Annotated in this window: 23 protein-coding genes; 8 read left to right on the forward strand and 15 right to left on the reverse strand. The window is 34.6% G+C overall.

The genetic code is table 11. From position 1 onward, the window contains the following. Positions 1–4: 4 nt before the first annotated feature. From LDP15_RS04565 to parE, 4 genes are all read right to left on the reverse strand, one after another. Entirely contained in the window at positions 5–454 is a 450-nt protein-coding gene (locus LDP15_RS04565; protein WP_015426255.1) for a GNAT family N-acetyltransferase, read from the reverse strand. Beyond that, positions 451–1,284 carry a PolC-type DNA polymerase III gene (locus LDP15_RS04570; RefSeq protein ID WP_003130976.1) on the reverse strand — a complete coding sequence of 278 codons (834 nt, stop codon included), beginning with the start codon at positions 1,282–1,284 and terminating at the stop codon, positions 451–453. The genes LDP15_RS04565 and LDP15_RS04570 overlap by 4 nt, the downstream gene beginning before the upstream one ends. Further along, a complete protein-coding gene (locus LDP15_RS04575; protein ID WP_015426254.1) occupies positions 1,277–1,816 on the reverse strand; it encodes an isochorismatase family cysteine hydrolase in 540 nt (179 codons plus the stop codon). Before LDP15_RS04575 ends, LDP15_RS04570 begins: the two co-directional genes overlap by 8 nt. 203 nt (positions 1,817–2,019) lie before the next feature. Further along, on the reverse strand, positions 2,020–3,954 hold the full coding sequence (gene parE, locus LDP15_RS04580; RefSeq protein WP_012897614.1) for a DNA topoisomerase IV subunit B: 1,935 nt from the start codon (positions 3,952–3,954) through the stop codon (positions 2,020–2,022). 274 nt (positions 3,955–4,228) lie between these two features. Between parE and plsY the strand changes: the two genes are divergently transcribed. The 5 genes from plsY to nrdF all read left to right on the forward strand — a co-directional run bounded on the left by plsY (position 4,229) and on the right by nrdF (position 9,317). Next, positions 4,229–4,870, forward strand: a complete 642-nt coding sequence (plsY, locus tag LDP15_RS04585) for a glycerol-3-phosphate 1-O-acyltransferase PlsY (protein ID WP_010905665.1) — start codon at positions 4,229–4,231, stop codon at positions 4,868–4,870. Positions 4,871–5,043: 173 nt separating this feature from the next. Next, complete coding sequence (locus LDP15_RS04590; RefSeq protein ID WP_042230256.1) at positions 5,044–5,262, forward strand: redoxin NrdH; 219 nt, start codon at positions 5,044–5,046, stop codon at positions 5,260–5,262. A gap of 1 nt (position 5,263) precedes the next feature. Beyond that, on the forward strand, positions 5,264–5,686 hold the full coding sequence (nrdI, locus tag LDP15_RS04595; protein WP_003130968.1) for a class Ib ribonucleoside-diphosphate reductase assembly flavoprotein NrdI: 423 nt from the start codon (positions 5,264–5,266) through the stop codon (positions 5,684–5,686). Positions 5,687–5,821: 135 nt separating this feature from the next. After that, positions 5,822–7,990, forward strand: a complete 2,169-nt coding sequence (gene nrdE, locus LDP15_RS04600; RefSeq protein ID WP_015426252.1) for a class 1b ribonucleoside-diphosphate reductase subunit alpha — start codon at positions 5,822–5,824, stop codon at positions 7,988–7,990. A gap of 349 nt (positions 7,991–8,339) precedes the next feature. Then, positions 8,340–9,317, forward strand: coding sequence for a class 1b ribonucleoside-diphosphate reductase subunit beta (gene nrdF / locus LDP15_RS04605; RefSeq protein WP_015426251.1), 978 nt, complete (start codon positions 8,340–8,342; stop codon positions 9,315–9,317). 104 nt (positions 9,318–9,421) lie between these two features. On the opposite strand, the gene ftsX is transcribed toward nrdF, so the two are convergent. From ftsX to prfB, 3 genes are all read right to left on the reverse strand, one after another. Next, positions 9,422–10,357: a permease-like cell division protein FtsX gene (ftsX, locus tag LDP15_RS04610; protein ID WP_015426250.1), complete on the reverse strand. Its 936-nt coding sequence runs from the start codon at positions 10,355–10,357 to the stop codon at positions 9,422–9,424. Then, entirely contained in the window at positions 10,350–11,042 is a 693-nt protein-coding gene (gene ftsE, locus LDP15_RS04615) for a cell division ATP-binding protein FtsE (protein WP_015426249.1), read from the reverse strand. The genes ftsX and ftsE overlap by 8 nt, the downstream gene beginning before the upstream one ends. Before the next feature lie 327 nt (positions 11,043–11,369). Further along, on the reverse strand, positions 11,370–12,467 hold the full coding sequence (gene prfB / locus LDP15_RS04620; protein WP_003130963.1) for a peptide chain release factor 2: 1,098 nt from the start codon (positions 12,465–12,467) through the stop codon (positions 11,370–11,372). A 116-nt stretch (positions 12,468–12,583) separates the two neighbouring features. Here prfB and LDP15_RS04625 point away from each other — a divergent pair, with 116 nt between their 5' ends. Next, entirely contained in the window at positions 12,584–13,489 is a 906-nt protein-coding gene (locus tag LDP15_RS04625; RefSeq protein WP_015426248.1) for a metallophosphoesterase, read from the forward strand. Between the two features lie 164 nt (positions 13,490–13,653). Next, positions 13,654–14,190 (forward strand): DUF402 domain-containing protein, encoded by a 537-nt coding sequence (locus tag LDP15_RS04630; RefSeq protein ID WP_021214277.1) that lies wholly within the window; start codon positions 13,654–13,656, stop codon positions 14,188–14,190. 24 nt (positions 14,191–14,214) lie between these two features. On the opposite strand, the gene LDP15_RS04635 is transcribed toward LDP15_RS04630, so the two are convergent. The 4 genes from LDP15_RS04635 to LDP15_RS04650 all read right to left on the reverse strand — a co-directional run bounded on the left by LDP15_RS04635 (position 14,215) and on the right by LDP15_RS04650 (position 18,188). Beyond that, on the reverse strand, positions 14,215–15,009 hold the full coding sequence (locus LDP15_RS04635; protein ID WP_015426246.1) for a formate/nitrite transporter family protein: 795 nt from the start codon (positions 15,007–15,009) through the stop codon (positions 14,215–14,217). Positions 15,010–15,151: 142 nt separating this feature from the next. After that, complete coding sequence (locus tag LDP15_RS04640) at positions 15,152–15,523, reverse strand: hypothetical protein (RefSeq protein WP_015426245.1); 372 nt, start codon at positions 15,521–15,523, stop codon at positions 15,152–15,154. A 153-nt stretch (positions 15,524–15,676) separates the two neighbouring features. Beyond that, entirely contained in the window at positions 15,677–17,299 is a 1,623-nt protein-coding gene (locus tag LDP15_RS04645) for an ABC transporter permease (protein WP_015426244.1), read from the reverse strand. Between the two features lie 10 nt (positions 17,300–17,309). Beyond that, positions 17,310–18,188 carry an ABC transporter ATP-binding protein gene (locus LDP15_RS04650; protein WP_015426243.1) on the reverse strand — a complete coding sequence of 293 codons (879 nt, stop codon included), beginning with the start codon at positions 18,186–18,188 and terminating at the stop codon, positions 17,310–17,312. Between the two features lie 155 nt (positions 18,189–18,343). Between LDP15_RS04650 and LDP15_RS04655 the strand changes: the two genes are divergently transcribed. Next, positions 18,344–18,901: a TetR/AcrR family transcriptional regulator gene (locus LDP15_RS04655; protein ID WP_015426242.1), complete on the forward strand. Its 558-nt coding sequence runs from the start codon at positions 18,344–18,346 to the stop codon at positions 18,899–18,901. Between the two features lie 43 nt (positions 18,902–18,944). Here LDP15_RS04655 and whiA read toward each other — a convergent pair whose 3' ends face one another. From whiA to cls, 4 genes are all read right to left on the reverse strand, one after another. Then, positions 18,945–19,862, reverse strand: a complete 918-nt coding sequence (gene whiA / locus LDP15_RS04660; protein WP_015426241.1) for a DNA-binding protein WhiA — start codon at positions 19,860–19,862, stop codon at positions 18,945–18,947. Between the two features lie 104 nt (positions 19,863–19,966). Next, positions 19,967–20,950, reverse strand: coding sequence for a YvcK family protein (yvcK, locus tag LDP15_RS04665; RefSeq protein ID WP_015426240.1), 984 nt, complete (start codon positions 20,948–20,950; stop codon positions 19,967–19,969). Next, positions 20,947–21,834: an RNase adapter RapZ gene (gene rapZ / locus LDP15_RS04670; RefSeq protein ID WP_012897599.1), complete on the reverse strand. Its 888-nt coding sequence runs from the start codon at positions 21,832–21,834 to the stop codon at positions 20,947–20,949. The genes yvcK and rapZ overlap by 4 nt, the downstream gene beginning before the upstream one ends. A 79-nt stretch (positions 21,835–21,913) precedes the next feature. Continuing rightward, positions 21,914–23,359 carry a cardiolipin synthase gene (gene cls / locus LDP15_RS04675; RefSeq protein WP_225513306.1) on the reverse strand — a complete coding sequence of 482 codons (1,446 nt, stop codon included), beginning with the start codon at positions 23,357–23,359 and terminating at the stop codon, positions 21,914–21,916. Positions 23,360–23,397 lie beyond the last annotated feature (38 nt).

Here is a 23,397-nt window from a genome sequence, read left to right on the forward strand (position 1 = left end):
CATCTTAGAATTTCAAAATCATATTGACATGTTTAATACCATCTTCGTAAAAGGGTTCAGAATTTTCAACAAAACCAAATGAAGCATAAAAATCACGCAAATAATATTGTGCTTCAATTGTTACTGCTTCTTCCCCATCTTCTTTAAGGACTTCTAAGGCTTTTTCAATGAGTCCTCTTCCCAAATTTTGTCCACGAAATTCAGGATTGACAAGGACACGCCCAATTGAAGCCTCTGCAAATGAAATCTCTTTGGGAAGTAGGCGACAAAGGGCCATCAGTTGACCATTTTCATTTTCTAACCAGAGGTGTTTGGCTACTTGGTCTTTGCCATCAAGCTCTTGATAAGGGCAGTTTTGCTCCACAACAAAGACAGCAGTACGCAAGCTTAAAAATTGATACATTTCATCTAATGTAAGTTGATTAAAACTTTTTTCTTTCCAAATTGCTGTCATTTTTCTTCCTCCATAATCGTCACGAAATTGGCTTTTTGCATTTCTTTTAGAAAATCAGAATGAATTTTCACTTTCTCTGAATTATGTAAACGAATATTTAAACTCGAACCTACGGAGTACTCTCGTTCAATCGAAATTCCAAGAACTTCAAATCGTTCCCATTTTCGCTCAAGATTTTGCTGATAATAGACTAAAGCTTTGGTGATTGGTAAATTTAACTTTCTGCGAAGGCTGTCAGTAATTTCATCAGAGCTGTCACCAAATAAATCTAACTGACCGAGTTCGTCAGTAACTTCTGATTCTACTGACAGCTCAACTTCTTCAATTTTCTGTAAATATTGATAAAGTTTTGCCGTGATTAAGCAGTCGTTGAGCGCGTCATGCGAACGTAAATCATTCATTTCTAGTAGGTCTTTAAAATTTTCTAGAGCATAAGAAGACATAGTTAATAACTTTTTACTTTCTGCCAAAGTATCATAGACACGAAAAGCCTCAACATCAGTAATGGCACAATCAATAATGGCCTGATAAAGAAAAGAAATATCAAAAGGAGCATTATGAGCCACTAATAAATGACCTTTGATGAAGTCTAAAAATTCAGGTAAAATTTCTTCAATCGTTGGTTGATTTAACAAATCAGCTGGTTTTATGCCAGTCAATTGTGTGATTTCAGTTGAGACATAAGAGCGTTGATTTTTTACTAACTGATTAAATCTAGCTTGCTCTTGATTATTCTCATCATATTTTACTGCTCCAATTTGAATAATTTCATTTTTTTGTGCAGAAAATCCTGTAGTTTCAAAGTCAAATACGACATATTTCTCAGACATTTTTATTCAGTTCCTCGATAATTTCTCTTGTTTTAATTAATTTCCCAAATTTTGGTATTTCGTCAGTTTTTGTTTTCTGGAAGTTTTTTAACTTTCTGTCAGCACAGGCGTCTTCAATTATCATCGCTTCAAATCCCAAGTCCGCCCCATCTCTGGCTGTTTTTAATACTCCATTACTCATAGACACACCAGAAACATAAATTTTACTGACAGAATTATTTTTCAACTCGTCAGCTAAGCCATAATCAGATTGTTTAAATGCTGACGGCCCATATTTTACTAATTGATGTAATCTTGGATTTTTATCCAATTCATCTTGCAAAATCATCCGAGAAAAAGCTTTTTTAGCTGATTGCCAAAGTATTTTTGGTTCAACAGTCACAAGATAAACTGGCTGATTTTTTTGGTCAAATGCAGAAATTAAAGCTCGATTATTTTCAATAATTTTATCCCAGCCATAAGGAACAGCATCTTTCGCTAATTTTTTAATGAATGCTTGCAAATCAATAATAATTAAAGCTGATTTTTGCATTTTTTCTCTTTTCGTTTTTATCTTCTTTTAGAATTTCTTCCATTATATCATAGCTAACAAAATGAAACAAAGTTTCTCTTGCTAGCTTTGCTGGCTTACGAATAGGCTTGTTGTTACACCTAAAGTGAGCAATAGTGATACTTACATCATAAATTAAAGTAAAAAACCTCGAAAAATCGAGGTTAATTATTAAAGAAAGTAACTTAGAATACTGTTTCTTCTTCCATTGTAAATTTCACATTATTTTCAATCCATTTACGACGAGGTTCAACTTTATCACCCATCAGTACTGAAACACGTTTCTCTGCTTGAGCTGCATCATCAATGGTCACTTGAATCAATGTCCGAGTTTCTGGGTCCATTGTTGTTTCCCAAAGTTGGTCAGCATTCATTTCTCCAAGTCCTTTATAACGTTGCAAATTAGCATTTTTACCAAATTGCTTGCGAAGTTCTGCTAACTCACCATCTGTCCAAGCATACTCAATTTTTTCTTTTTTGCCTTTTCCTTCACTCATTTTATAAAGTGGTGGAAGGGCAATATAGACATGACCCGCTTCAACCAATGGTTTCATATAGCGATAGAAGAAAGTCAATAAGAGCGTTTGGATATGTGCTCCATCAGTATCGGCATCGGTCATAATAATGATTTTGTCATAATTACGATCAGCCAAGGTAAAATCTGCCCCAACGCCAGCACCAATGGTATAAATCATTGTATTGATTTCCTCATTTTTGAGAATATCTTGCATCTTAGCTTTTTCGGTGTTAATAACTTTACCACGTAAAGGCAAAATGGCTTGGAATTTACGATCTCGTCCTTGTTTAGCGGACCCCCCGGCAGAATCTCCTTCGACCAAATAAAGTTCATTTTTATTTGGATTTTTTGTTTGAGCAGGGGTTAATTTACCAGACAAAAGTCCTTTGTCTTTTTTAGATTTCTTTCCATTTCGTGAATCTTCACGCGCTTTACGAGCCGCTTCACGAGCCTCACGGGCTTTGATTGCTTTACGAATCAAATTTTGCGCTAATTCGCCATTTTCCATCAAATAGAAACTTAGTTTCTCAGAAACCAAAGAATCAACAACTGGACGAGCTAAAGGAGAACCCAATTTATCTTTGGTTTGTCCTTCAAATTGGAGATGTTCCTCAGGAATTAAAACTGACAAGACGGCTGTCAAACCTTCACGATAATCCGAACCCTCGAGGTTTTTATCTTTCTCTTTGAGTAAATTTACTTTACGAGCATATTCATTCATTGCTTTCGTAATTGCCGTCTTCAAACCTGCTTCGTGCGTTCCGCCATCTTTTGTTCGGACATTATTGACGAACGAAAGAATGTTTTCTGAATAGCCATCATTATATTGAAGGGCAACTTCAACTTCAAAACCATCTTGTTTTCCTTCAAAATAAAGAACTGGAGTCAAACTGTCTTTATCTTCATTAAGATAAGAAACGAAATCTTGAACCCCATTTTCATAATGAAATTCTTCTTTTTCATCTGTTCGTTTATCTTCAAGACTGATCGTTACTTCTTTTAAAAGAAAAGCAGACTCATTTAAACGTTCTGAAATGATATTATATTTAAATTCAGTTGTCGAAAAAATGCTAGAATCCGGCATGAAGGTAACTTTAGTCCCTGTTTTAGACTTTGGTGCTTTCCCAATTTTTTCTAAAGTTGTCGCTGGATGTCCACCATTTTCAAAACGTTGACGATAAACAGTCCCGTCACGAGTAATTTCAACTTCTAACCAAGTCGAGAGGGCATTTACGACTGAAGATCCAACACCATGGAGTCCACCAGAAGTTTTATAACCCCCTTGACCAAATTTACCACCTGCGTGCAAAATAGTAAAAATTACTTCAACAGTTGGAATACCCATGGCGTGTTTCCCAACTGGCATTCCCCTTCCTTCATCTTCTACTGATAAAGAACCATCAGCATTAATGGTTACCGAAATTCTGTTACCAAAGCCAGATAAAGCTTCATCAACCGCATTATCTACAATTTCCCAAACCAAATGGTGCAAACCAGTTCCGTCAGTTGATCCAATATACATTCCTGGACGTTTTCTGACAGCATCCAATCCTTCAAGAACCTGAATCGCACTGTCATCATAGTTATTAATATCTATTACCATTTATTTTCCTCTCATCGAAAGCCTATATCTTCTATCTAAATCACTATTTTTTTATCCACAATGAGCTAATAAAAAATATTCATCTTGATTATTGTACCTTGTTCAGAAAGCTTTGTCAAAGGACTGCTGACAATTTTTTCATCTAATAGTAAGAATTTTTCCAAAAGTAAGTGAAGATGTTTCAATATTGTCAGTAATCTTTATTAAAAATATGATATAATTGTACAGTTAAAAGAGATTATCGATTTTAAACGAAATAAACTTCGGAGAACTTATGCTTACTATTATTCTTCTTCTCATTGCCAGCTATCTTTTAGGGGCAATTCCATTCGGCTTATGGATTGGCAAGATTTTTTTCAAAAAAAATCTCCATGACTATGGCTCAGGAAATACTGGAACAACCAATACTTTTAGAATTCTAGGTGTAAAGGCAGGAATTTCAGTTTTTGCTTTTGACTTACTAAAGGGGACACTTGCTACTCTTTTACCCCTTTTCTTCCATATCAATGGTGTTTCACCTCTAATTTTCGGTCTTCTTGCTGTCATTGGACATACTTTTTCAATATTCGACCGCTTTAAAGGTGGTAAAGCTGTTGCAACTTCTGCTGGTGTGATTCTTGGATTTAGTCCGCTCTTCTTAATTTACCTTCTTGTTGTCTTTATCATTGTCCTATGGCTTTTTAGCATGATTAGTCTCTCTAGTGTGATAGGTGCTGTATTTGCTTTATTGGGAATTCTTATTTTCCCTAGCATCGGATTTATTCTTACTTCCTACGACCTTTTATTCTCAATTATTATTTTTGTTTTAGCAATTATTATTATTTTACGACATAGAACAAATCTCAAAAGAATCAAAAATCATTGCGAATCCCTTGTCCCATTTGGTTTAAACTTATCAAAACAAAAAGAAAAATAGCACAATATGTTGTGTTATTTTTATAATTTTACATAATTCGACACAATATCTAGTATCTTTAATTTGACTAGATATTTTTTTTACGATAAAATAAGACTATAAAAAGTTGAGAAAAAGTCAAAGACTTTTTACTCTTACTAATAAAATACGTTTGTCCTCAAAGGAGATTTAAAATGGTTACAGTCTATTCTAAAAACAATTGTATGCAATGCAAAATGGTCAAAAAATGGCTCTCAGAACATAAAATTGCCTTCGATGAAATCAATATCGATGAACAACCTGAATTTGTTGAAAAAGTGATTGAAATGGGATTTCGTGCTGCACCTGTCATTACTAAAGATGACTTTGCCTTCTCTGGTTTCCGTCCTAGCGAATTAGCAAAGTTGGCTTAATATGAAACTTGCTTATTTCAGTGTGACTGGGCAAACACGTCGCTTTGTTTCCAAAACAAACTTACCAAATGTCGAAATTAGTCCTGACGATGATATAGAAATGAATGAACCTTTTCTTTTGATAACGCCAAGTTATGCCGAAGAATCTCCAACTGTTTCCAAATCAATAGATGTTATGGACCCTGTTTTTGACTTTATGGCTTATAATGATAATTATAAACATTGTCTAGGAATTATTGGTACAGGAAATCGTAATTTCGCAGGTATTTATATTTTTACTGCTAAAGAACTTTCTGCAAAATACCAAATTCCGCTTTTATATGATTTTGAGTTTAATGGTACACCAGCCGATGTTGCTGCTGTCGAAAAACTCGCTACACAGCTTGACAAAGGAGCGAAAGTCACCTTCAAAAATCCGCTGTGATTTTATGGCTTCACCCTATTGAGTGAAGCCTCTTTATTTTTAACTTTTTATTTCTATTAATTAGTTTGAACTTATTATAATATTAGAGTTCACCCCTCTGTTCTTTATGGTTGAACGCTTTAAGAAAGGTCACTTATGTCTCTAAAACAACTTAAAGATGTAACTTATTTCAAGCTTAATAACGAGATTAATATTCCCGTTAATGGTAGCATTCCTCTTGCTAAAGATAAAGAAGCAATTACTGCTTTTTTTAAAGAAAATGTCGAACCTAATCGTTATGAAGCCGATACATATATCGATAAACTCAATTGGCTCGTTAAAGAAGAATATCTAGAAGCTGAGTTTCTTGAAAAATATAAACCAGAATTCATTACCAATCTTCGTAAAGAATTGAGTAAATTTGAATTTCATTTTGATTCATTTATGGCTGCTTACAAATTTTATAATCAATATGCCATGAAAAACAATGACGGTTCTCTCTATCTTGAAGATTTTGAAGACCGTGTGTTAATGAATGCTTTATACATGGCTGACGGCGATGAAAAATTAGCTAATAATCTTGCTTTTGCAATGATTAATCGTCGTTATCAACCTGCGACTCCGACTTTTCTAAATGCTGGACGTAAGCGTCGTGGTGAATTTGTTTCTTGTTTTCTTCTACAATTAACTGATGATATGAATTCAATTGGACGAACAATTAACTCTGCCTTGCAACTTTCTAAAAATGGTGGTGGTGTTGGTCTAAACTTGACTAATTTACGTGCTGCTGGTGCACCTATCAAAGGTTATGATGGAGTTGCAGCTGGTGTCGTTCCTGTCATGAAACTTTTTGAAGACGCCTTTTCTTATGCCAATCAATTGGGGCAACGTCAGGGTGCTGGTGTTGTTTATTTATCACTATTCCATCCAGATATTATGGAATTCTTGTCCACTAAAAAAGAAAATGCGGATGAAAAAATTCGGGTTAAAACACTTTCTCTTGGGGTTACTGTTCCTGATAAATTCTATGAATTGGTAAAAAAGGGAGAAACAATGTATCTCTTTGAGCCATATTTTGTTGAAAAATATTATGGTAAACCTTTTGCCGAAGTCGATATTACAGCTGAATATGACAAAATGGTGGTCAATCCAGAAATTCGTAAAACACCGATTAATGCCCGTGAACTTGAGCAAGAACTTTCAAAACTTCAACAAGAATCTGGTTATCCTTACATCGTAAATGTTGACACAGTCAATCAAGCTAACCCTGTTGATGGTGTAATTTCAATGTCTAACCTTTGTTCTGAAATCTTGCAAGTCCAAACGCCTTCTGTTTTGAACGATGACCAAACTTATAAGGTTGTTGGAACTGACGTCGCTTGTAACTTGGGTTCAACTAATGTTTTGAATATGATGACTTCTAGCAATGAATTTGGAACTTCTATTGAAGCAATGGTTCGCGCTTTAACTTTCATCTCCGAAACTTCAAACCTCGATACTGTTCCAACTGTTCGTAAAGGTAATGATGAAATGCATGCGATTGGGCTTGGAGCAATGGGCTTACATTCTTTCTTAGCACAAAATCAAATTCATTATGACAGCAAAGAAGCCGTTGAATTTACTAGTGTTTATTTCATGTTGTTGAACTATTATACTTTAGTGGCTTCAAATAAATTAGCTGTTGAAAAAGGGTCTAGCTTCAAGAATTTTGAAAAATCTGCCTATGCTGATGGTTCTTATTTTGATAAATATTTAACACATGATTATTTTGCAGCTGTCTCTCCTAAAGTTCAAGAACTTTTCAAAGGGATTGCTGTTCCAACAATTGAGGATTGGACTGCTTTACGTGACACAGTAAAAACTTCTGGACTCTATAATTCATATCGTATGGCAGTGGCTCCAAATGGTTCTATTTCTTATATCAATGACTGTTCTTCTTCTATTCACCCAATTGTCAATCGCATCGAAGAACGTCAAGAAAAGAAAGTTGGGAAAATTTATTATCCAGCTGCTGGACTTGCCACTGAAACAATTCCTTATTACAAATCAGCTTATGATACAGATATGCGTGCAGTAATTGACGTTTATGCAGCTGCTACAGAACATGTTGACCAAGGTTTGTCACTCACTTTATTTATGCGTTCAACTTTACCTGAAGGTCTCTATGAATGGAAAGTGGCAAATAATAAAATGACAACTCGTGACTTGTCTATTTTGCGTAACTATGCTTACAAAAAAGGAATCAAAACAATTTACTACATTCGTACATTTACTGACGACCAAGAAGAAGTCGGTGCTAACCAATGTGAAAGTTGCGTTATATAATACAACAGAAGCATTGGTGCTAAAGCATCTATTGCTTCTACGGAAGCCGCTAAGACGGACTTTCTATTTTCTTACTTGTTTTCATTCATTAAAGTATCGTCAATGAATGAAAATGGGGTAAGCATTTGCGAAATGTTCTAAAACGATTATTGACATTAACTTTTGATAAATTATCGAAAGTTTTTGGTCTAATGAGTCCCTACTTTTACTGACAGCTTCGTTGGTAAGTGAAAATTTACTGACAGAATTTATGACTAAGCTAAAAATACTGACAATATTTTCTGTCAGTAAATAAATGAGAGAAAGGAATTGAGTTTGCCCTTTTTAAAGCAGGCTCATATCTTAAAATATGTCTGAAACTGAAAATCTTACTGTCCCCACTTATTACAGTGCCATTGACTGGAATTCTATTGAGGATTCTATTGACAAATATACTTGGGAAAAATTAACAAGTCAATTTTGGTTAGATACTCGTGTTCCTGTATCTAACGATTTAGATGACTGGCGTAAACTTCCTCAATTGGAACGTGATACCTTTGCTAAGGCCTTTGCTGGTTTGACATTGCTTGATACTTTACAATCTGTTGATGGTGCTGAAGTGCTCAAACATGATGCAAGAACACCTCAAGAAATTGCCTGTTTCAACAATATCCAATTTATGGAATCTGTTCATGCAAAGTCTTATTCAACAATTTTTTCAACTCTAAACACGAAAAAAGAAATTGAAGAACTTTTTAATTGGGTAGATACCAACGTTTATATGCAAACAAAAGCCGAAATCATCAATAAAATTTATGAATCTGGTACTCCTTTGCAAAAGAAAGTGGCTTCTGTTTTCCTTGAAACTTGCCTCTTCTACTCTGGTTTCTATACCCCTTTACGCTATCTTGGAAATAACAAAATGATTAACTCAGCGGAAATTATTAAATTAATTATTCGCGATGAGTCAGTTCATGGCACTTATATTGGTTACAAATTCCAACTTGGTTTTAATGAGTTATCTGAAGATGAGCAAGGTGAATTCCGTGATTGGATGTATGAATTGCTTTATCAACTTTATGAAAATGAAGAAAAATATTCTCGTTTACTTTATGACAAAGTCGGTTGGACTGATGAAGTTTTAACTTTCTTACGTTATAATGCCAATAAAGCTTTGATGAATCTTGGACAAGATCCACTTTTCCCTGATACCGCAGCAGACGTTAACCCAGTGGTTATGAACGGAATTTCAACTTCTTCATCAAACCACGACTTCTTCTCACAAGTTGGTAATTCATACCTTCTTGGCGAAGTAGAAGCCATGTCTGATGAAGATTATGATATCTAATTAAACAAATTTAAGAGTCTGTCAGTAAATAAGTAAAAACTTATTTACTGACAGCTTTTTTTTTGCAAAAAAAAAGAGAAGATTTAACTTCTCTTTTATTTTTATTAAATTTTAAGGAAACGACGCATTGATAAGAGGGCTCCAAATGAACCAATCAAAATACCAATCACGGCCATCAATCCAACAATTGCAGGAATGAACTCTTTAGGAGCAAACATTGCAAGTTTTTGTGATTGAAGACTTGGTGTCAAGCTAACAAAAGCAAGACGATAAGCCCAAGCAACGATAAGTCCTGGAATAATTGAACCTAAAAGTCCAACCCAAGCTCCTTCCAAGAAGAAAGGCCAACGGATATAACCATTTTTAGCTCCAACCAGACGCATAATTTGAATTTCACGTTGTCTTGATAGGATAGTAATTCGAATGGTGTTAGAAATCAAGAAGATAGCAACGAAAATCAATAAAGCTGCGGCAGCAGTTCCCCAAGTTCGAATTCCCTGAGCAATTTGGAACAGTTTTGCAGTATTGGCGCCACCATAAGTAGCTTTTTCAATTCCTGAAAGTTTTGAAATTTTTGAAGTGACTGATTTTACATTTGCTGGTTTATCAGCTTCAACAATATAAGCATCATAAAGTGGGTTGGCATCCCCTTTAAAAAGATTCCAGTTATTTCCTAAAGCCTTTGTTAGTTCTTGTAACTGAGCTTCTTTACTTGAAAATTCAACTGTTTTTACATTAGGAACTTTTTTGATTGAGTCGTAAATTTTAAGGTGGTCAGGATTATTGATTGTTTTTTTATTATCTTTTGGATCTTGAATTTTTGTCTCTTGATCATGAACATCTAATTTCATGTAGGCAACAATCCGAACATTGTTTTCAATCCCATTAGATATTTTTGAAGTATTCAAGATAACTGAAAGGAAAAGTCCAACTAAAACTAAAGTAATTGTTACTGATGAAACAGCCGCAACTGTCATCCAACCATTACGTTTTAAGTTTTTGAGCGATTCCAAAAGGTGTTTGAAGAAATTTCTAATCATCGTAGCCGTAAACTCCTTCCTCTTGGTCGCGGACAATTCGTCCGTTTTCAATTGCGATAACACGGTGTTTTAAAGTGTTAACGATTTGGCTATTGTGGGTTGCCATCAAAATGGTTGTCCCTTGAAGATTAATTTTTTCAAGCAGATTCATGATTTCCCAAGAGTTTTCAGGGTCTAAGTTCCCTGTAGGTTCATCAGCAATCAATACTTTTGGTGCATTGGCAATTGAACGAGCAATCGCTACACGCTGTTGTTCCCCACCTGAGAGTTCATTTGGAAATGAACGAATTTTGTGTTTCAGACCAACAAGGTCAAGCACTTCATTCACTCGTTTTTTAATTTCACGAGGACTTTTCCCAATAACTTCCATGGCGTAAGAGATATTTTCAAAAACAGTTTTCTTTGGCAAAAGTTTATAGTCTTGGAAAACAACTCCAACAGAGCGACGAAGCATTGGCACATCACGACGTTTTAATTTAGATAAATCATATTGCGCAACTGTTCCAGAACCCCGGTCAATCTTTAATTCACGATAAAGTAGTTTGATAAAGGTCGATTTCCCGGCTCCTGATGGACCAACGATATAGGCAAATTCTCCCGGCTCAATTTCAAGCGAGATATTACGCAAAGCCGTTGTGCCATTAGAATATTTTTTGGAAACGTTGCTTAATTTTATAATACTCATAGTACCTTTCCTATGCTAGATTTTTCTTCCAAGTCCTAACAAACGTTAGGACTTGGAAGAAAAATCCATTTTTTTAATCACTATGGATGTTTTTAAATCCTGCTCTCAAAAAACAAGAAAACGGGCACACACGTACCTTTTCTTTTTTTCTAAAATAACAGAACTTTTAGCCCTACCGACAGTTTCATAGAATGAATCCATCAATTGAACTCTTATAATTATATCAAAATAAAAGTGCTTTAGGTGGCACTTTTATTTTATAACCTTTTCATTAATAACTTTAATGTTTCGTAAACGTTTCAAACATACGAAACTTTAATTTATAATCTACAAGTTCCAACGGAGATAAGCATTAATAAACCCGTCCAATTCTCCGTCCATCACATTTGAAATTTGTCCAGTTTCATAGCCAGTACGCGTATCTTTAACTAATTGATAAGGCATGAATACGTATGAACGAATTTGACTTCCCCAAGAAATTTCTGATTGGTCGCCACGAAGTTCATCAACTTCAGCTTGCTTTTTATCCATTTCTAATTGATAGAGTTTCGATTTCAACATAGCCATCGCTTTATCCCGGTTACCATATTGCGTTCTATCCATTGTAGATTGCACAACAATTCCCGTTGGGATGTGAGTCAAACGCACACCAGTAGAGACTTTATTGACATTTTGTCCACCAGCTCCACCTGAACGAAAAGTATCCATTTTAACATCGGCATCACGAACATCTACTTCAATAGAATCGTCCAACTCAGGCATCACATCAACTGAGGTAAATGAAGTATGACGACGATTGGCTGAATCAAAAGGTGAAATACGTACTAAACGATGTACTCCTTTTTCTCCTCGCAAAAAGCCATAAGCATTTCGTCCAACAAATCGAAGGGCAACTGATTTCAATCCGGCAACATCTCCGTCTTGATAGTCTAGAATTTCAACCTTAAATCCATGTGCTTCGCCCCAACGAGTGTACATCCGCATCAACATTGAGCCCCAGTCCTGCGACTCTGTTCCCCCAGAACCTGGGTGAATTTCAAGAACAGCATTCATATGGTCATAAGGTTGATTGAGCATAATTTCAAGCTCATAAGATTCAATTTTTTGACCCAACGCAATTGTCATTTCCTCTAACTCAGCTTGCATCTCTTCGTCAGCTTCTTCTTGAAGCATTTCAAGCATCGTTTGCGCTTCCTCAAGCATATTATTCATCGCTTGATAATTGTCATACTTGGCTTTCAAAGCATTTGATTCATCAATCACTTTTTGAGCCGCTGCTTGATCATTCCAAAATTCAGGTTGTGCCATATCGTTTTCTAAAAGAGCTATTTCTTCTTCCAAACGCTCAAGATCTAATGATTCCCGAAAGCCATTAATCTTCTCAGCATATCCTTCAAGTAAATTTCTAATTTCTGATAATTCCATAGTAGCATTATACCATATTCACCACTTATAAGCCTAAAGTAAGCTATTCAATAGATAATGATTCATCAAAAATTTATTTATTAGATAGAACTTCTATCACATGCTATAATTTTATTATGACTAAAAAAAGACGCTTGGCTGTGATTTCTGATTTTCATATGGATTCTAATCATTTTTCTCAAGAAGAAATTGATATTTTTCTGTCTCTTTTAAAGGATTTAAAGATTACAGATTTACATTTTGCTGGTGATATTTCAAATGATTTTCACGGAATTTCCGAACCATTTTTCAAGCAAATAGAATTACTGACAGAGCTGTCAGTCACTTACAATCTTGGAAATCACGATATGGTTGGTCTTTCTGAAGAAGAAATTTCTGTCAGTAATTTTCAAGTAAAAAATTTTGCTTCTACTGCTTTTGTCAGTTTCCACGGTTGGTATGATTATTCTTTCATGACTGGAAAAATTGATATAAAAAAAATCATAGCTTTTAAAAATTCATTTTATTTTGATAGAAAAATTCATCGTCAATTTGATGATATCAAGATAACAAATCTTGAATTACAGAAATTAGAAAAGTTACTGACAGAACTATCAGCAAATCCTAAGATTGATAGAATTATTGTCAGTACTCATTTCGTTCCTCATCAGCAATTTATCATTAATACTCGTTATGAAAAATTTGCCCGATTTAATGCCTACTTAGGTTCGCAACATTTTCATGAAACCTTTAATAAATTTCCCAAAATCAGTGATATTGTTTTTGGTCATCTTCATCAAAGACGCTTGCCATTAACCATTGACAAAGTCCTCTATCACGCTCATCCACTAGGCTATCCTTATGAGTGGCAGATGATTAATCACTTTTTAGAAGAATATCCGCAGTATCAAATTGCCGAAAACTGGCATTTGCGCAAAAGATACAATGCGATTCGCAAAAGTTCCGATTGGCTAAAATTTCGTAAAGCACATTTGCGGGAAGAATTTCAGTCTGCCTTGACAATTTTTGACTTGGATGACTAATATTTCTTGATAGTATAAAAACACAGTTCTACTACATAAAAATAAAAAAATCCGAACAATTATTAGTAATTTATTGCTTAAACTAAACATTTTTACTGTAAATTTCATTTAAAAAATGGTATATTAATAGATGAGAACTTTGAATTGAGAAAGAGAGAATAGCCTTGAAAATTCCGAAAGAAGGCGACTTCATCACGATTCAAAGCTATAAACATGATGGGAATCTTCATCGCACTTGGCGCGATACGATGGTTCTAAAAACAAATGAAAATTCAATTATTGGAGTAAACGATCACACATTAGTGACAGAATCTGACGACCGTCGTTGGGTGACACGCGAACCTGCTATTGTTTACTTCCACAAAAAGTTTTGGTTTAACATCATTGCTATGATTCGTGAGGAAGGCGTTAGCTACTACTGCAATCTAGCGAGCCCCTTCGTCCTCGATAACGAAGCGCTGAAATATATTGATTACGACCTTGACGTGAAGGTCTTCAAAGATGGAGAAAAAAAATTACTCGATGTTGAAGAATATGAACGCCACCGCCGCAAAATGCACTATCCAAAGGAAATTGATCATATTCTAAAAGAAAATGTCAAAATTCTTGTTGACTGGATTAACAATGAAAAAGGACCTTTTTCTAAAGAGTACGTCGAGATTTGGTACAATCGTTATCATCAGTTAAAAAATAGTTACTGACTTTCTGTCAGTAACTTTTTTTATTTATTCTTGATTTTTAAGTTCTTCTTGTTCTCTAGCCTGTCTACGATACCCTAAACTGTAAAAACCAGCAACAAAAATTGATCCACCTAAGAGATTTCCAAGATAAACAAACAAGAAATTATGAGCAAAATCTAGCCAGCTCGCTCCATTTTCAAAAATTGCTGCAGGAATAACAAAAGCATTTGCAATACTATGTTGAAAACCAATCGCAACAAAAGCCATCACTGGAAACCAAACGGCCAATATTTTCCCTGCCGCATCCTTAGCTCCGTAACACATCCACATAGCTAAACCAACAAACCAATTACAACCAATCCCTGATAGAAATTCTTGTGACCAACTCGCATTAATCTTTGCTTGAGCCAATCTCAAAAGTTCCGTCTTATAATCTCCTGTACCAGTCAATCCTACGAGATGTCCAAAGACGAAAGCGACAAAAATTGCTCCAATCACATTAAACAAAGTAATAATCAACCAATTTTTAAGCAAATCCCTCAAACTTACCTTTTTAGCAAATAATGAAGTTGATACAGCTGTCATATTTGAAGTGATTAACTCACCACCTCCCAATAAGATAACGATTAAGCCAATTGGAAAAACACTTGCTCCGATTAAGCTCGCAAGGCTTCCTAATTCCTCAGCAACGGAAGCTACTACTCTAATATAAAGTAAATAACCAAAGGAAATCATTGCTCCGCCAATAAAACCAAGCACAGCTTTTTCTAAAAATGGACGTTTAATTTTTTCCTGACCGTGGTGAATGGTCGCAGATAAAATTTCTGCCGGATTCATCATGATAATTTTCTCCTGAAAGCGTATTTATAAAATAACTCATTCATTCTATCATAAATTTCTTATTAATGCTAAGAAATACTGTAAAATCAGGCTTATACGACATTTTGTTGTTCATTTTACAATTTAAAAGTCAAGCTATTCGCTATTTACTTCCTAATATATCATTCATAAAATCTGCAACTGAACGGCTAGTATTTTCTAATGCTTCAGTTGAATTATTATATAGAGCGTATAATTCATCCTTATTCAGTTTATTATCTTTCTTATTTAACTCTTCTTCTACCACCTCATCAATCGCCTTCTCTTTATCAGGTGACGATATAATTATATGGGTATTCTTCGCAAAATTATCTAAACTTTTCTCATTTACTTCATTGTTTTTAGGATTCAATATTTTAGGTGTGACTGCTTTAGTGGCTAAGACTCCCAGCTCACTCCCCGGTTTTTTTAGATAATTAAAAGCGCCAAATGTCAATACACTTGCAAGAGCAGCAAAAATAATAATTTTTTTCATAATTCTCCCCTAAATCTTAATTTATATATATATATATATATTTATTTATTTTACTATACTTAATAAATACTATTCTTACACTTTTGAAAGTAATCTATAAAATATCAATTTTCATAAAAAAAACTATCAATTATGATAGCTTTTTTATTTATTTTACCCCGTGATTAAATCGCGTCTTCTATAAGCTTCAAAGCCAAGTAAAACTAAGAAGACAGATAAAATTAATATGAATAAAACGGTAGGAAGATTCATTTTCTCAACTGGCAATTTAGGAATATAGTTATAAATGCTTAAATTTTCAAGCCATTTTGGCAAAGATAGTAATTTTCCAAGATAAGTCATAAAAAGTAAGAAAGCAAGATATACCCAAATTAATTCTGCCAAACGAGGCACAAACCCCAGTAACAGACTAAGTATTGCTAAAACAAATATGACAGCAACAAGCCAAATCATGCCAGATTTCATAATTTCTAAGAAGCTCAAAGCATTTTTATTGCCCAACTGTTCAATAAATATTCCAAAAAGCGCTAAAAACTGAGCTAAAATTACTGACAGAATAGCTGTCAGTAAATAAGTGGAATACACTTTTAGTCGTGAAAGTGGTAAAGCATAAAGAGCTTCCAGACGATTTTTTCTTTCCTCACTCACCATTTTTGTCAGTAAAATTACACCAAACGCTGCGATTAAGATTGACAATATCGAAAACAGAGTGACCATGAAGTTTCCTCTAATCGCACTCGCTGCCGTTTCATTCCCAACAAAAAGCTCCTTAACGGTTTTATTACTTGAAATAAATTGGTCCATTTGTCCAAACATTGAACCATAAACTAAGCCCAGAACAAAACTTGCCAAAAGCCAACCGATAATCATCTTTTTTTCAAGATTCAAAACGAGACCAGGAAATCCGAAATGTCCCTTTTTCCCATGAAGTCGCGCCTTTCTTTCGGGAAAATACCCCACTCCCACATCTCTTTTAAGCTCTAGGATATAGGATATTCCTAAAAGTAGAAAAGCTAAGAGAAAAGTCAAAAAGACAGCTAACCAATTTTCATGACCTTTAACATAAGGAAAAGCTAGATAAGACCAAGACAGAGGATTGAACCAACCTATGGAAAGATTTGTTACATCTGTTAGCATTCGAACAATATATAACAAACCCAGTAAACCGAATGTCATCCCTTTAGTTGTACTTGCTTCAGAGAAAATTTGACCGAAAAGTAAAGCAAACATTCCCCAAAGGAAACCCTGAGCACTTGTTGTGAAAGCAAATAGAAAATTACTTTCTAAATGATTCAAGCCAGCCACGTTTTGGGCCTCTATTGAAAGAGCTAATAAGACAGCCATTATTAAATGTAAGAGCAAAAGTTCCATGACTAAAGCAGTCGTATTTGCCAATTTTCCAATAGAGTAAGACCGAAAAAGTTCTGTAATTCCATCATCCTCTTCTTTTCTGCTTCGATTAACAACATAAATAATCGAAATGATAACGAAAGTCAGCCCCGTAATTAAAGTCATGGTTTGACCAAAAATCGGCCCCAGACTATAATTAGTTGGATTATTTATTGGAGTTGGTCCAAATAATCCGACCATTGCTGGATTTTTGACAAACATTGTATAAAGAGTACTAGCCGTCGCCGGATTCGAGGCAACTTCCATTTTCCCTGCCCCTGAAGCAGCAAAAGCAAGCATTCCTAAAATCCAGAAAACTAACTTAAACCAATCCCTTTTTATTAAAGTCTTAAATAAAACTCCTGTATTATAAAGTGGTTGTTTCATAGTAAGCCCCCTATTGATAATGTCGCATAAACAGATCTTCAAGTGTTGGTGGTGTGGCTTCCAGCTTCTTTACCCCATAAAGTAAGAGTGTTTTTAAAATTTCATCTATTGCATCTGAATCGGCTTGAAATGTCGCTTCATTCTCTTTAATTTGTAAATCATGAACAGAAGATAATTCTTTTAAGCCAACAGCTTCTTGCTCCGTTTCAACTTTATACTGATATCTGGTCAAATGCCGCAAGTCATCAAGTGTGCCTGTTTCAACAATCTCCCCTTTTCGGATCACCGCTACCCTATCAGCTAATTTTTCAACTTCTGATAAAATATGACTTGATAAAATAATTGCTTTGCCAGCAGCTTTTAGTCCTTTTACTTCTTCTTGAAAAACGGCTTCCATAAGTGGATCCAAACCACTCGTTGGCTCATCAAAAATATAGAGCTCAGCCTCAGTTGCTAAAGCAGCAATGAGCGCAATCTTTTGTCGATTTCCTTTAGAATAAGAGCGAACTTTTTTCTTAGGATTTAAATCAAACTTTTTAATTAATTGGTCTCGTTTTTCTTGATTGATTGCTCCATGAAGTTTTAAAAATAAATCAATCGTTTCTCCGCCAGATAAATTTGGCCAAAGATAAACATCCCCTGGAACATAAGCAATTTTTTTATGAATCTCAATTGAATCTTGCCAGACATCCTTACCAAAAATTTGAACTTTTCCTTGGGTCGCTCGAATGATTCCAAGCAAAATTCTAATAGTTGTTGATTTCCCAGCACCATTAGGGCCAATATAGCCAAGAACTTCTCCAGCATTTACCTCAAAAAAAACATCTTTTAAGGCTTGAAATTGACCAAAGTTTTTTTGAAGTCCTTTTACCTCAACTAGCTTATCCATCTTTCTTCCTCCTGAATTTTATCCTCTATTATCATAAAATGTACTGAATCATTACTTATAGTTCATATTGTACGCTTACATTTGAAATAGTTCAAGAAAAAAGCTATAATTTTTGATAGTAAATACCCAATCCAATCAAGTTGAAAGGAACTTTTATGAATCAAACAGAAAAAAAGAAAAAAGCGATTCTAGAAACCACTTTTCACTTATTAAACCAAAAAACAATTAGAGAAATTACCGTTGACGAAATTGCCCACAAAGCGGATGTTTCAAAAGTGACACTCTTTAAATATTTTCATAGCAAAAATCAATTGATTAACCAGGTTATTAGGCAAAATCTCAATCAATTGTCTTTGGAAATTAAAACTCTTATTGAAAGTAATTTAGATTTTAATCAGACTTATCAAGCAATTCTTCAATTAAAAATTCAGCAACTTGAACTTTATCAGCCGATTTTTTCAGAAAACATGATGACTCAATATACAAATAGTCCTGAATTACTAGATGATGATGCCCTTTCTTTACAGAAGCAGATTTATCTATTACTTTTTCAAAAAGGCCAGGCGGAAGGAAAAATTTCTAGTGATTATAGCCAAGAAGATTTTCTTCTGATTTTAAGTATTTTCAATTCAGGAATGAAAGGTTTATCAATGAATTTACTTATAGAAAAAGCTGAAATCGTTTCTCGTTTTTTCCTCAATGGCTGGAAATAAGACAAAGTATAAAAAAACTAGCAAGAATATCTAGCTAGTTTTTTTAATTCTCAATTTTTCTTAACTCATTAGCTTGTTCAACAAGTTTTCTAAGTCGGTGATTTACTCCAGACTTCCCTAAAGGGGGTTCAAGCAACTCTCCCAACTCTTTAATTGTTGCTTCAGGATTTTCTAGACGTACACGAGCAATTTCCTTTAAATTCTCTGGAAGTTGTTCTAATTCTTTTCTCTCATTAAGAAATTTAATAGCATTAATTGCTTCTTGAGCCGCCATAACTGATTTAGCAATATTAGCATTTTCAAAATTGGACTGCCGATTAGCTAAACCACGCATTTCACGCATAATCTTCGCCTCTTCAAATTTCAATCTTGCTTTCATCGCTCCAATTAAAGTCAAGAAATCCATTATTTCTTCAGCTTTTGATAAATAGAGTATCCAGCGATTTTTCCTTTCAATAACGCGCGCATTTAAACCAAAATCTCGAAAAATTTCTTGTAAATCTTCCGCATGTTCCTGATATACACTAGCAATTGATAACTGATACTCACCTTTTTCAGGATTATGGAGAGAGCCTGCCGATAAAAAAGCACCTCGTAAATAGTCCTTTTTGATAAATTCGTCATTTTTAACAAATTCTGGCACACCATTATCCAACATCAACGAATCTGCTAAACTTAATTCATCTAATAATTCACTCGCACCCTCAGTTATAAAAACCGTATAAACCCGATTTTTAGAGAGTGTGGTCTTTTGATGAACACGAATTTCAGCATGAACATCGTAGAGTTCTCTTAACATTTGATAAATATATTTAGCAGTTCCAGCATTTTCAGTCGTAATCGATAAAGTTAATCCATTAAAAATACCCACAGAGCCATTCATTCTGACAAGTGCCAAAAGTGCTCCAGTTGTTGCTAAATTACTTGTTAATTCTTTTTTTACATCACTTGTGAAACTCATAATTCTTTCTATACAGGACAGGATATTTTTTCCCTGCTCTATTCTTTCTGTCAGACTTTTTTCTTATAAAAATTTACTGACAAACACTCTGTCAGTAAATTATTTTAATGTCTAAACTCTTGACTTTGTGAAATTGCGACAATTTCTTTAGCAACAGCTTCACCATTATGAAAGGCTCCGCCGTCACGAAGTTCAAGGAAGTTATTAGAGATAACGTTGACCTCTTCTGCTTTTAATGCCTCAAAATCATGGTCAACTTGAACCAGATATTCATCAAATTTATTCGTATTCATGTATTCTTCAGGAACTTCTTGAATATTCACCAAGACAGTATCAATCACTTTTGTCCCAATATGTTCATTTAATACTCGAACATGGTCAGCATCTGAAAAATGCTCTGTTTCACCACGCTGAGTCATTATATTACAAACATAGACAATTTTAGCCGAGGTTTTCCAAAGAGCCTCGCAGATTTCTGGAATAACGATATTAGGTAAAATCGAAGTAAAAAGTGAGCCAGGTCCCAAGACAATGGTATCTGCTTCCATAATTGATTTCACTACATTTTTGGACGCAACTGGACTATCACCACTAGCTGTTTGAGTTAAATAAACATGGTCAATCAATCCCTTATAGCTAGCAATATGACTTTCACCTAAGACCTCATGACCATCCTTAAAAACAGCATGTAAGGTCAATGCGGCATCAGACGAAGGATAAATTTTCCCTTCCACATGAAAAAATTGAGCTAATGTTTGAATTGCACGATAAGTTGAACCCTGCATTTCAGAAACTGCTGCAATAATTAGATTACCCAGAGGATGACCAGCTAATTCACCATCAGATTTATCAAAACGATATTGTAAAATATCAGCATAAAACTTGGGCATATCTGACATGGCAATCAATACATTACGCAAATCACCTGGCGGTGCAATATTCACCGCTGAACGAATTCGCCCAGAAGACCCACCATCGTCTGCCACAGTTACAATAGCCGTTAAATCAATTTTTTCTTTACGAAGTGCTTTTAAGACAACTGGAATTCCAGTTCCTCCACCAATAACTACAACTTTTGGATTGCTCATGAACGATTTACCGTTTCCTTTCTACGGTCTTTATCTCTATGACTGACATTGAGATGCCATTTATCCTTCAAAGCCGCAGAGACTCTTTCAGCAAAAGCAACCGACCGGTGTTGACCACCCGTACAACCAAAAGCGATTGTTAAAACTGATTTACCTTCTTTTTTATAAGCTGGAAGAATTGGAACTAACATTTTCATCAAATTTTCATAAAATTCTTCCGACTGTGGATGTTCCATAACATAGTCATAAACTTCTTTATCTGTTCCATTTTTATCACGTAATTCAGCAATATAATGCGGATTTGGCAAGAAACGGACGTCAAAGACTAAATCGGCATCTAAAGGCAAGCCATACTTAAATCCAAATGACATAACTTCAATTCTAAATGTAGATTCCGTACTAGAAGCAAATTTTTGTAAAATTCTTGCCCGAAGATTTCTTGGAGTCAATTCGCTTGTATCAATAACCACTTCTGAAAGATTTTTTAAATCAGCTAAAATTTCACGTTCTTTAGTAATTCCATCAAGCGTTCTACCATCAATAGCAAGAGGATGACTTCTTCTAGTTTCCTTATATCTTGAAACCAATTCAGTATCATTTGCATCTAAAAATAAAAGTTTGAAATTAACAGACCCGTTATCCGTCAATTCAGTCACAATACTTTGAATATCTTCAAAGAAAGCGCGTGAACGCATATCGACAACCAAGGCAACTTTATCAATCTTATTATCTGGTGTATTCAAAAGGCCCACAAATTTTTCAATTAAATTTGGTGGCATATTATCTACTGTGAAATACCCCATGTCCTCAAAGGATTGAATGGCAACCGTTTTACCTGCCCCAGACATCCCTGTAATAATCACAATATTGAGTTTATTCTCCATCTCTTTCCTCCATTTTCATCTTACTCTTTTTAATTTTTTCTTCAATAAATCTAACTACTTCAATTTTTAATAATAGGATTCAGAGCATTGGTGCAATTAAACGAGCTAAACCTTCTTTAAAACGAACTAACTTAGTACGTTCTTCATAACGCGCTAAAGTTAATGGACGGCTCAATTTCAAATCCTTCATAAAATCATTTCGTAATTTTTGAGAAATGTCATAATCATAGATAACAACATTGGCTTCAAAACATAATTGCAAACTTCGATAATCTAAATTAGCTGACCCAACTGAAGCATACTCTCCATCTATAATCAATGTTTTAGAGTGAACAAATCCATTTTCGTAAGTATAAACTTTCGCACCATATTTAACTAAATCAGCAGCATGGAAATAAGTCGCCCAATAAACCAGTGGGTGGTCCGGCTTATTTGGGATCAATAATTTAACCTGTACACCCGATAGTAATGCTAATTTTATAGATTCATGTAAAGCATCAGACGGAATATAATAAGGAGTTTGAATGATAATCTCTCGCTCTGCACCCGAAATCATCTTCATGTAAGTTAATTTGATTTGCTCTTTGTCCTCATCTGGTCCCGAAGTTACAAGTTGAGTCGCTACATGACCTTCAACAATCGAATCTGGGAAATAAGGCTCTCCCTCGGTTACTTCAAAATAATGTTGAGAATTCCAGTCTAAAATAAAACGATGTTGTAGGCTATAAACAATATCACCAGTCAAACGTAAATGATTGTCACGCCAATAGCCAAATTTCTTTGTAATTGAAGCATATTCATCACCAACATTAAATCCACCTGTGTATCCAATAATTCCATCAATAACTACAATTTTACGGTGTAAACGATAGTTTGTTCGTGGATTAACTAAAGGCATAATTAATGGGAAAAATTGCGCTACATGCCCACCAGCCTCCTGAAGTTCTTTAAAATTAGACATTTTTGTTTTATTTGAACCCCAAGCGTCAATTAAAAGTTTAACTTCCACTCCTCGTTTTGCAGCTGCAAGTAAAGCATCATAGATTTCATGACCCATTCGATCCATCCGAAAAATATAATATTCCATATGAACGTGATGTTTTGCTTTATTAATATCCTCAATCAGAGCATTAAATTTCTGACGTCCATCATTGAAAATTTTCACACCAGTATTTGTTGAAATAATTGATTTTTCTTCAACATAAAGCATATGAATCAACTGACCAATTACATGATTTTGTCTCATTTTTTTAATAAATAATCGATCTGTGTAAGATTTTTCAGCATGTTCTAATTGTTTTTCAAAACCCAACTGAAACCTTTTTCGGTCTTTAAAAATACGATAATGTGAAATGCCACGTCCAATGAGTAAATATAAAATAAAGCCTATGATAGGCAGTAAATTAACTACAAAGAGCCATGACCAAGTTGCCGCTGTTGATTTTCTTTCCCTAAAAATAATGACAAAGGATAATATAACATTAAGGAAAAAAAGCGCCAGCTCAAAAAGTGCAATAAAACTCAAAATAATCTCTCCCAATCCCCCAGTTTACTTCCTCTATT

This window comes from Lactococcus sp. SK2-659 (assembly GCF_020218185.2).
Lineage (GTDB): Bacteria > Bacillota > Bacilli > Lactobacillales > Streptococcaceae > Lactococcus > Lactococcus lactis.

Bases quoted from the DNA above. Each gene is read 5' to 3' on its own strand.
- LDP15_RS04565 (WP_015426255.1), bottom strand. From the start codon at position 454: ATGACAGCAATTTGGAAAGAAAAAAGTTTTAATCAACTTACATTAGAT.
- LDP15_RS04570 (WP_003130976.1), bottom strand. From the start codon at position 1,284: ATGTCTGAGAAATATGTCGTATTTGACTTTGAAACTACAGGATTTTCT.
- LDP15_RS04575 (WP_015426254.1), bottom strand. From the start codon at position 1,816: ATGCAAAAATCAGCTTTAATTATTATTGATTTGCAAGCATTCATTAAA.
- parE (WP_012897614.1), bottom strand. From the start codon at position 3,954: ATGGTAATAGATATTAATAACTATGATGACAGTGCGATTCAGGTTCTT.
- plsY (WP_010905665.1), top strand. From the start codon at position 4,229: ATGCTTACTATTATTCTTCTTCTCATTGCCAGCTATCTTTTAGGGGCA.
- LDP15_RS04590 (WP_042230256.1), top strand. From the start codon at position 5,044: ATGGTTACAGTCTATTCTAAAAACAATTGTATGCAATGCAAAATGGTC.
- nrdI (WP_003130968.1), top strand. From the start codon at position 5,264: ATGAAACTTGCTTATTTCAGTGTGACTGGGCAAACACGTCGCTTTGTT.
- nrdE (WP_015426252.1), top strand. From the start codon at position 5,822: ATGTCTCTAAAACAACTTAAAGATGTAACTTATTTCAAGCTTAATAAC.
- nrdF (WP_015426251.1), top strand. From the start codon at position 8,340: ATGTCTGAAACTGAAAATCTTACTGTCCCCACTTATTACAGTGCCATT.
- ftsX (WP_015426250.1), bottom strand. From the start codon at position 10,357: ATGATTAGAAATTTCTTCAAACACCTTTTGGAATCGCTCAAAAACTTA.
- ftsE (WP_015426249.1), bottom strand. From the start codon at position 11,042: ATGAGTATTATAAAATTAAGCAACGTTTCCAAAAAATATTCTAATGGC.
- prfB (WP_003130963.1), bottom strand. From the start codon at position 12,467: ATGGAATTATCAGAAATTAGAAATTTACTTGAAGGATATGCTGAGAAG.
- LDP15_RS04625 (WP_015426248.1), top strand. From the start codon at position 12,584: ATGACTAAAAAAAGACGCTTGGCTGTGATTTCTGATTTTCATATGGAT.
- LDP15_RS04635 (WP_015426246.1), bottom strand. From the start codon at position 15,009: ATGATGAATCCGGCAGAAATTTTATCTGCGACCATTCACCACGGTCAG.
- LDP15_RS04640 (WP_015426245.1), bottom strand. From the start codon at position 15,523: ATGAAAAAAATTATTATTTTTGCTGCTCTTGCAAGTGTATTGACATTT.
- LDP15_RS04645 (WP_015426244.1), bottom strand. From the start codon at position 17,299: ATGAAACAACCACTTTATAATACAGGAGTTTTATTTAAGACTTTAATA.
- LDP15_RS04650 (WP_015426243.1), bottom strand. From the start codon at position 18,188: ATGGATAAGCTAGTTGAGGTAAAAGGACTTCAAAAAAACTTTGGTCAA.
- LDP15_RS04655 (WP_015426242.1), top strand. From the start codon at position 18,344: ATGAATCAAACAGAAAAAAAGAAAAAAGCGATTCTAGAAACCACTTTT.
- whiA (WP_015426241.1), bottom strand. From the start codon at position 19,862: ATGAGTTTCACAAGTGATGTAAAAAAAGAATTAACAAGTAATTTAGCA.
- yvcK (WP_015426240.1), bottom strand. From the start codon at position 20,950: ATGAGCAATCCAAAAGTTGTAGTTATTGGTGGAGGAACTGGAATTCCA.
- rapZ (WP_012897599.1), bottom strand. From the start codon at position 21,834: ATGGAGAATAAACTCAATATTGTGATTATTACAGGGATGTCTGGGGCA.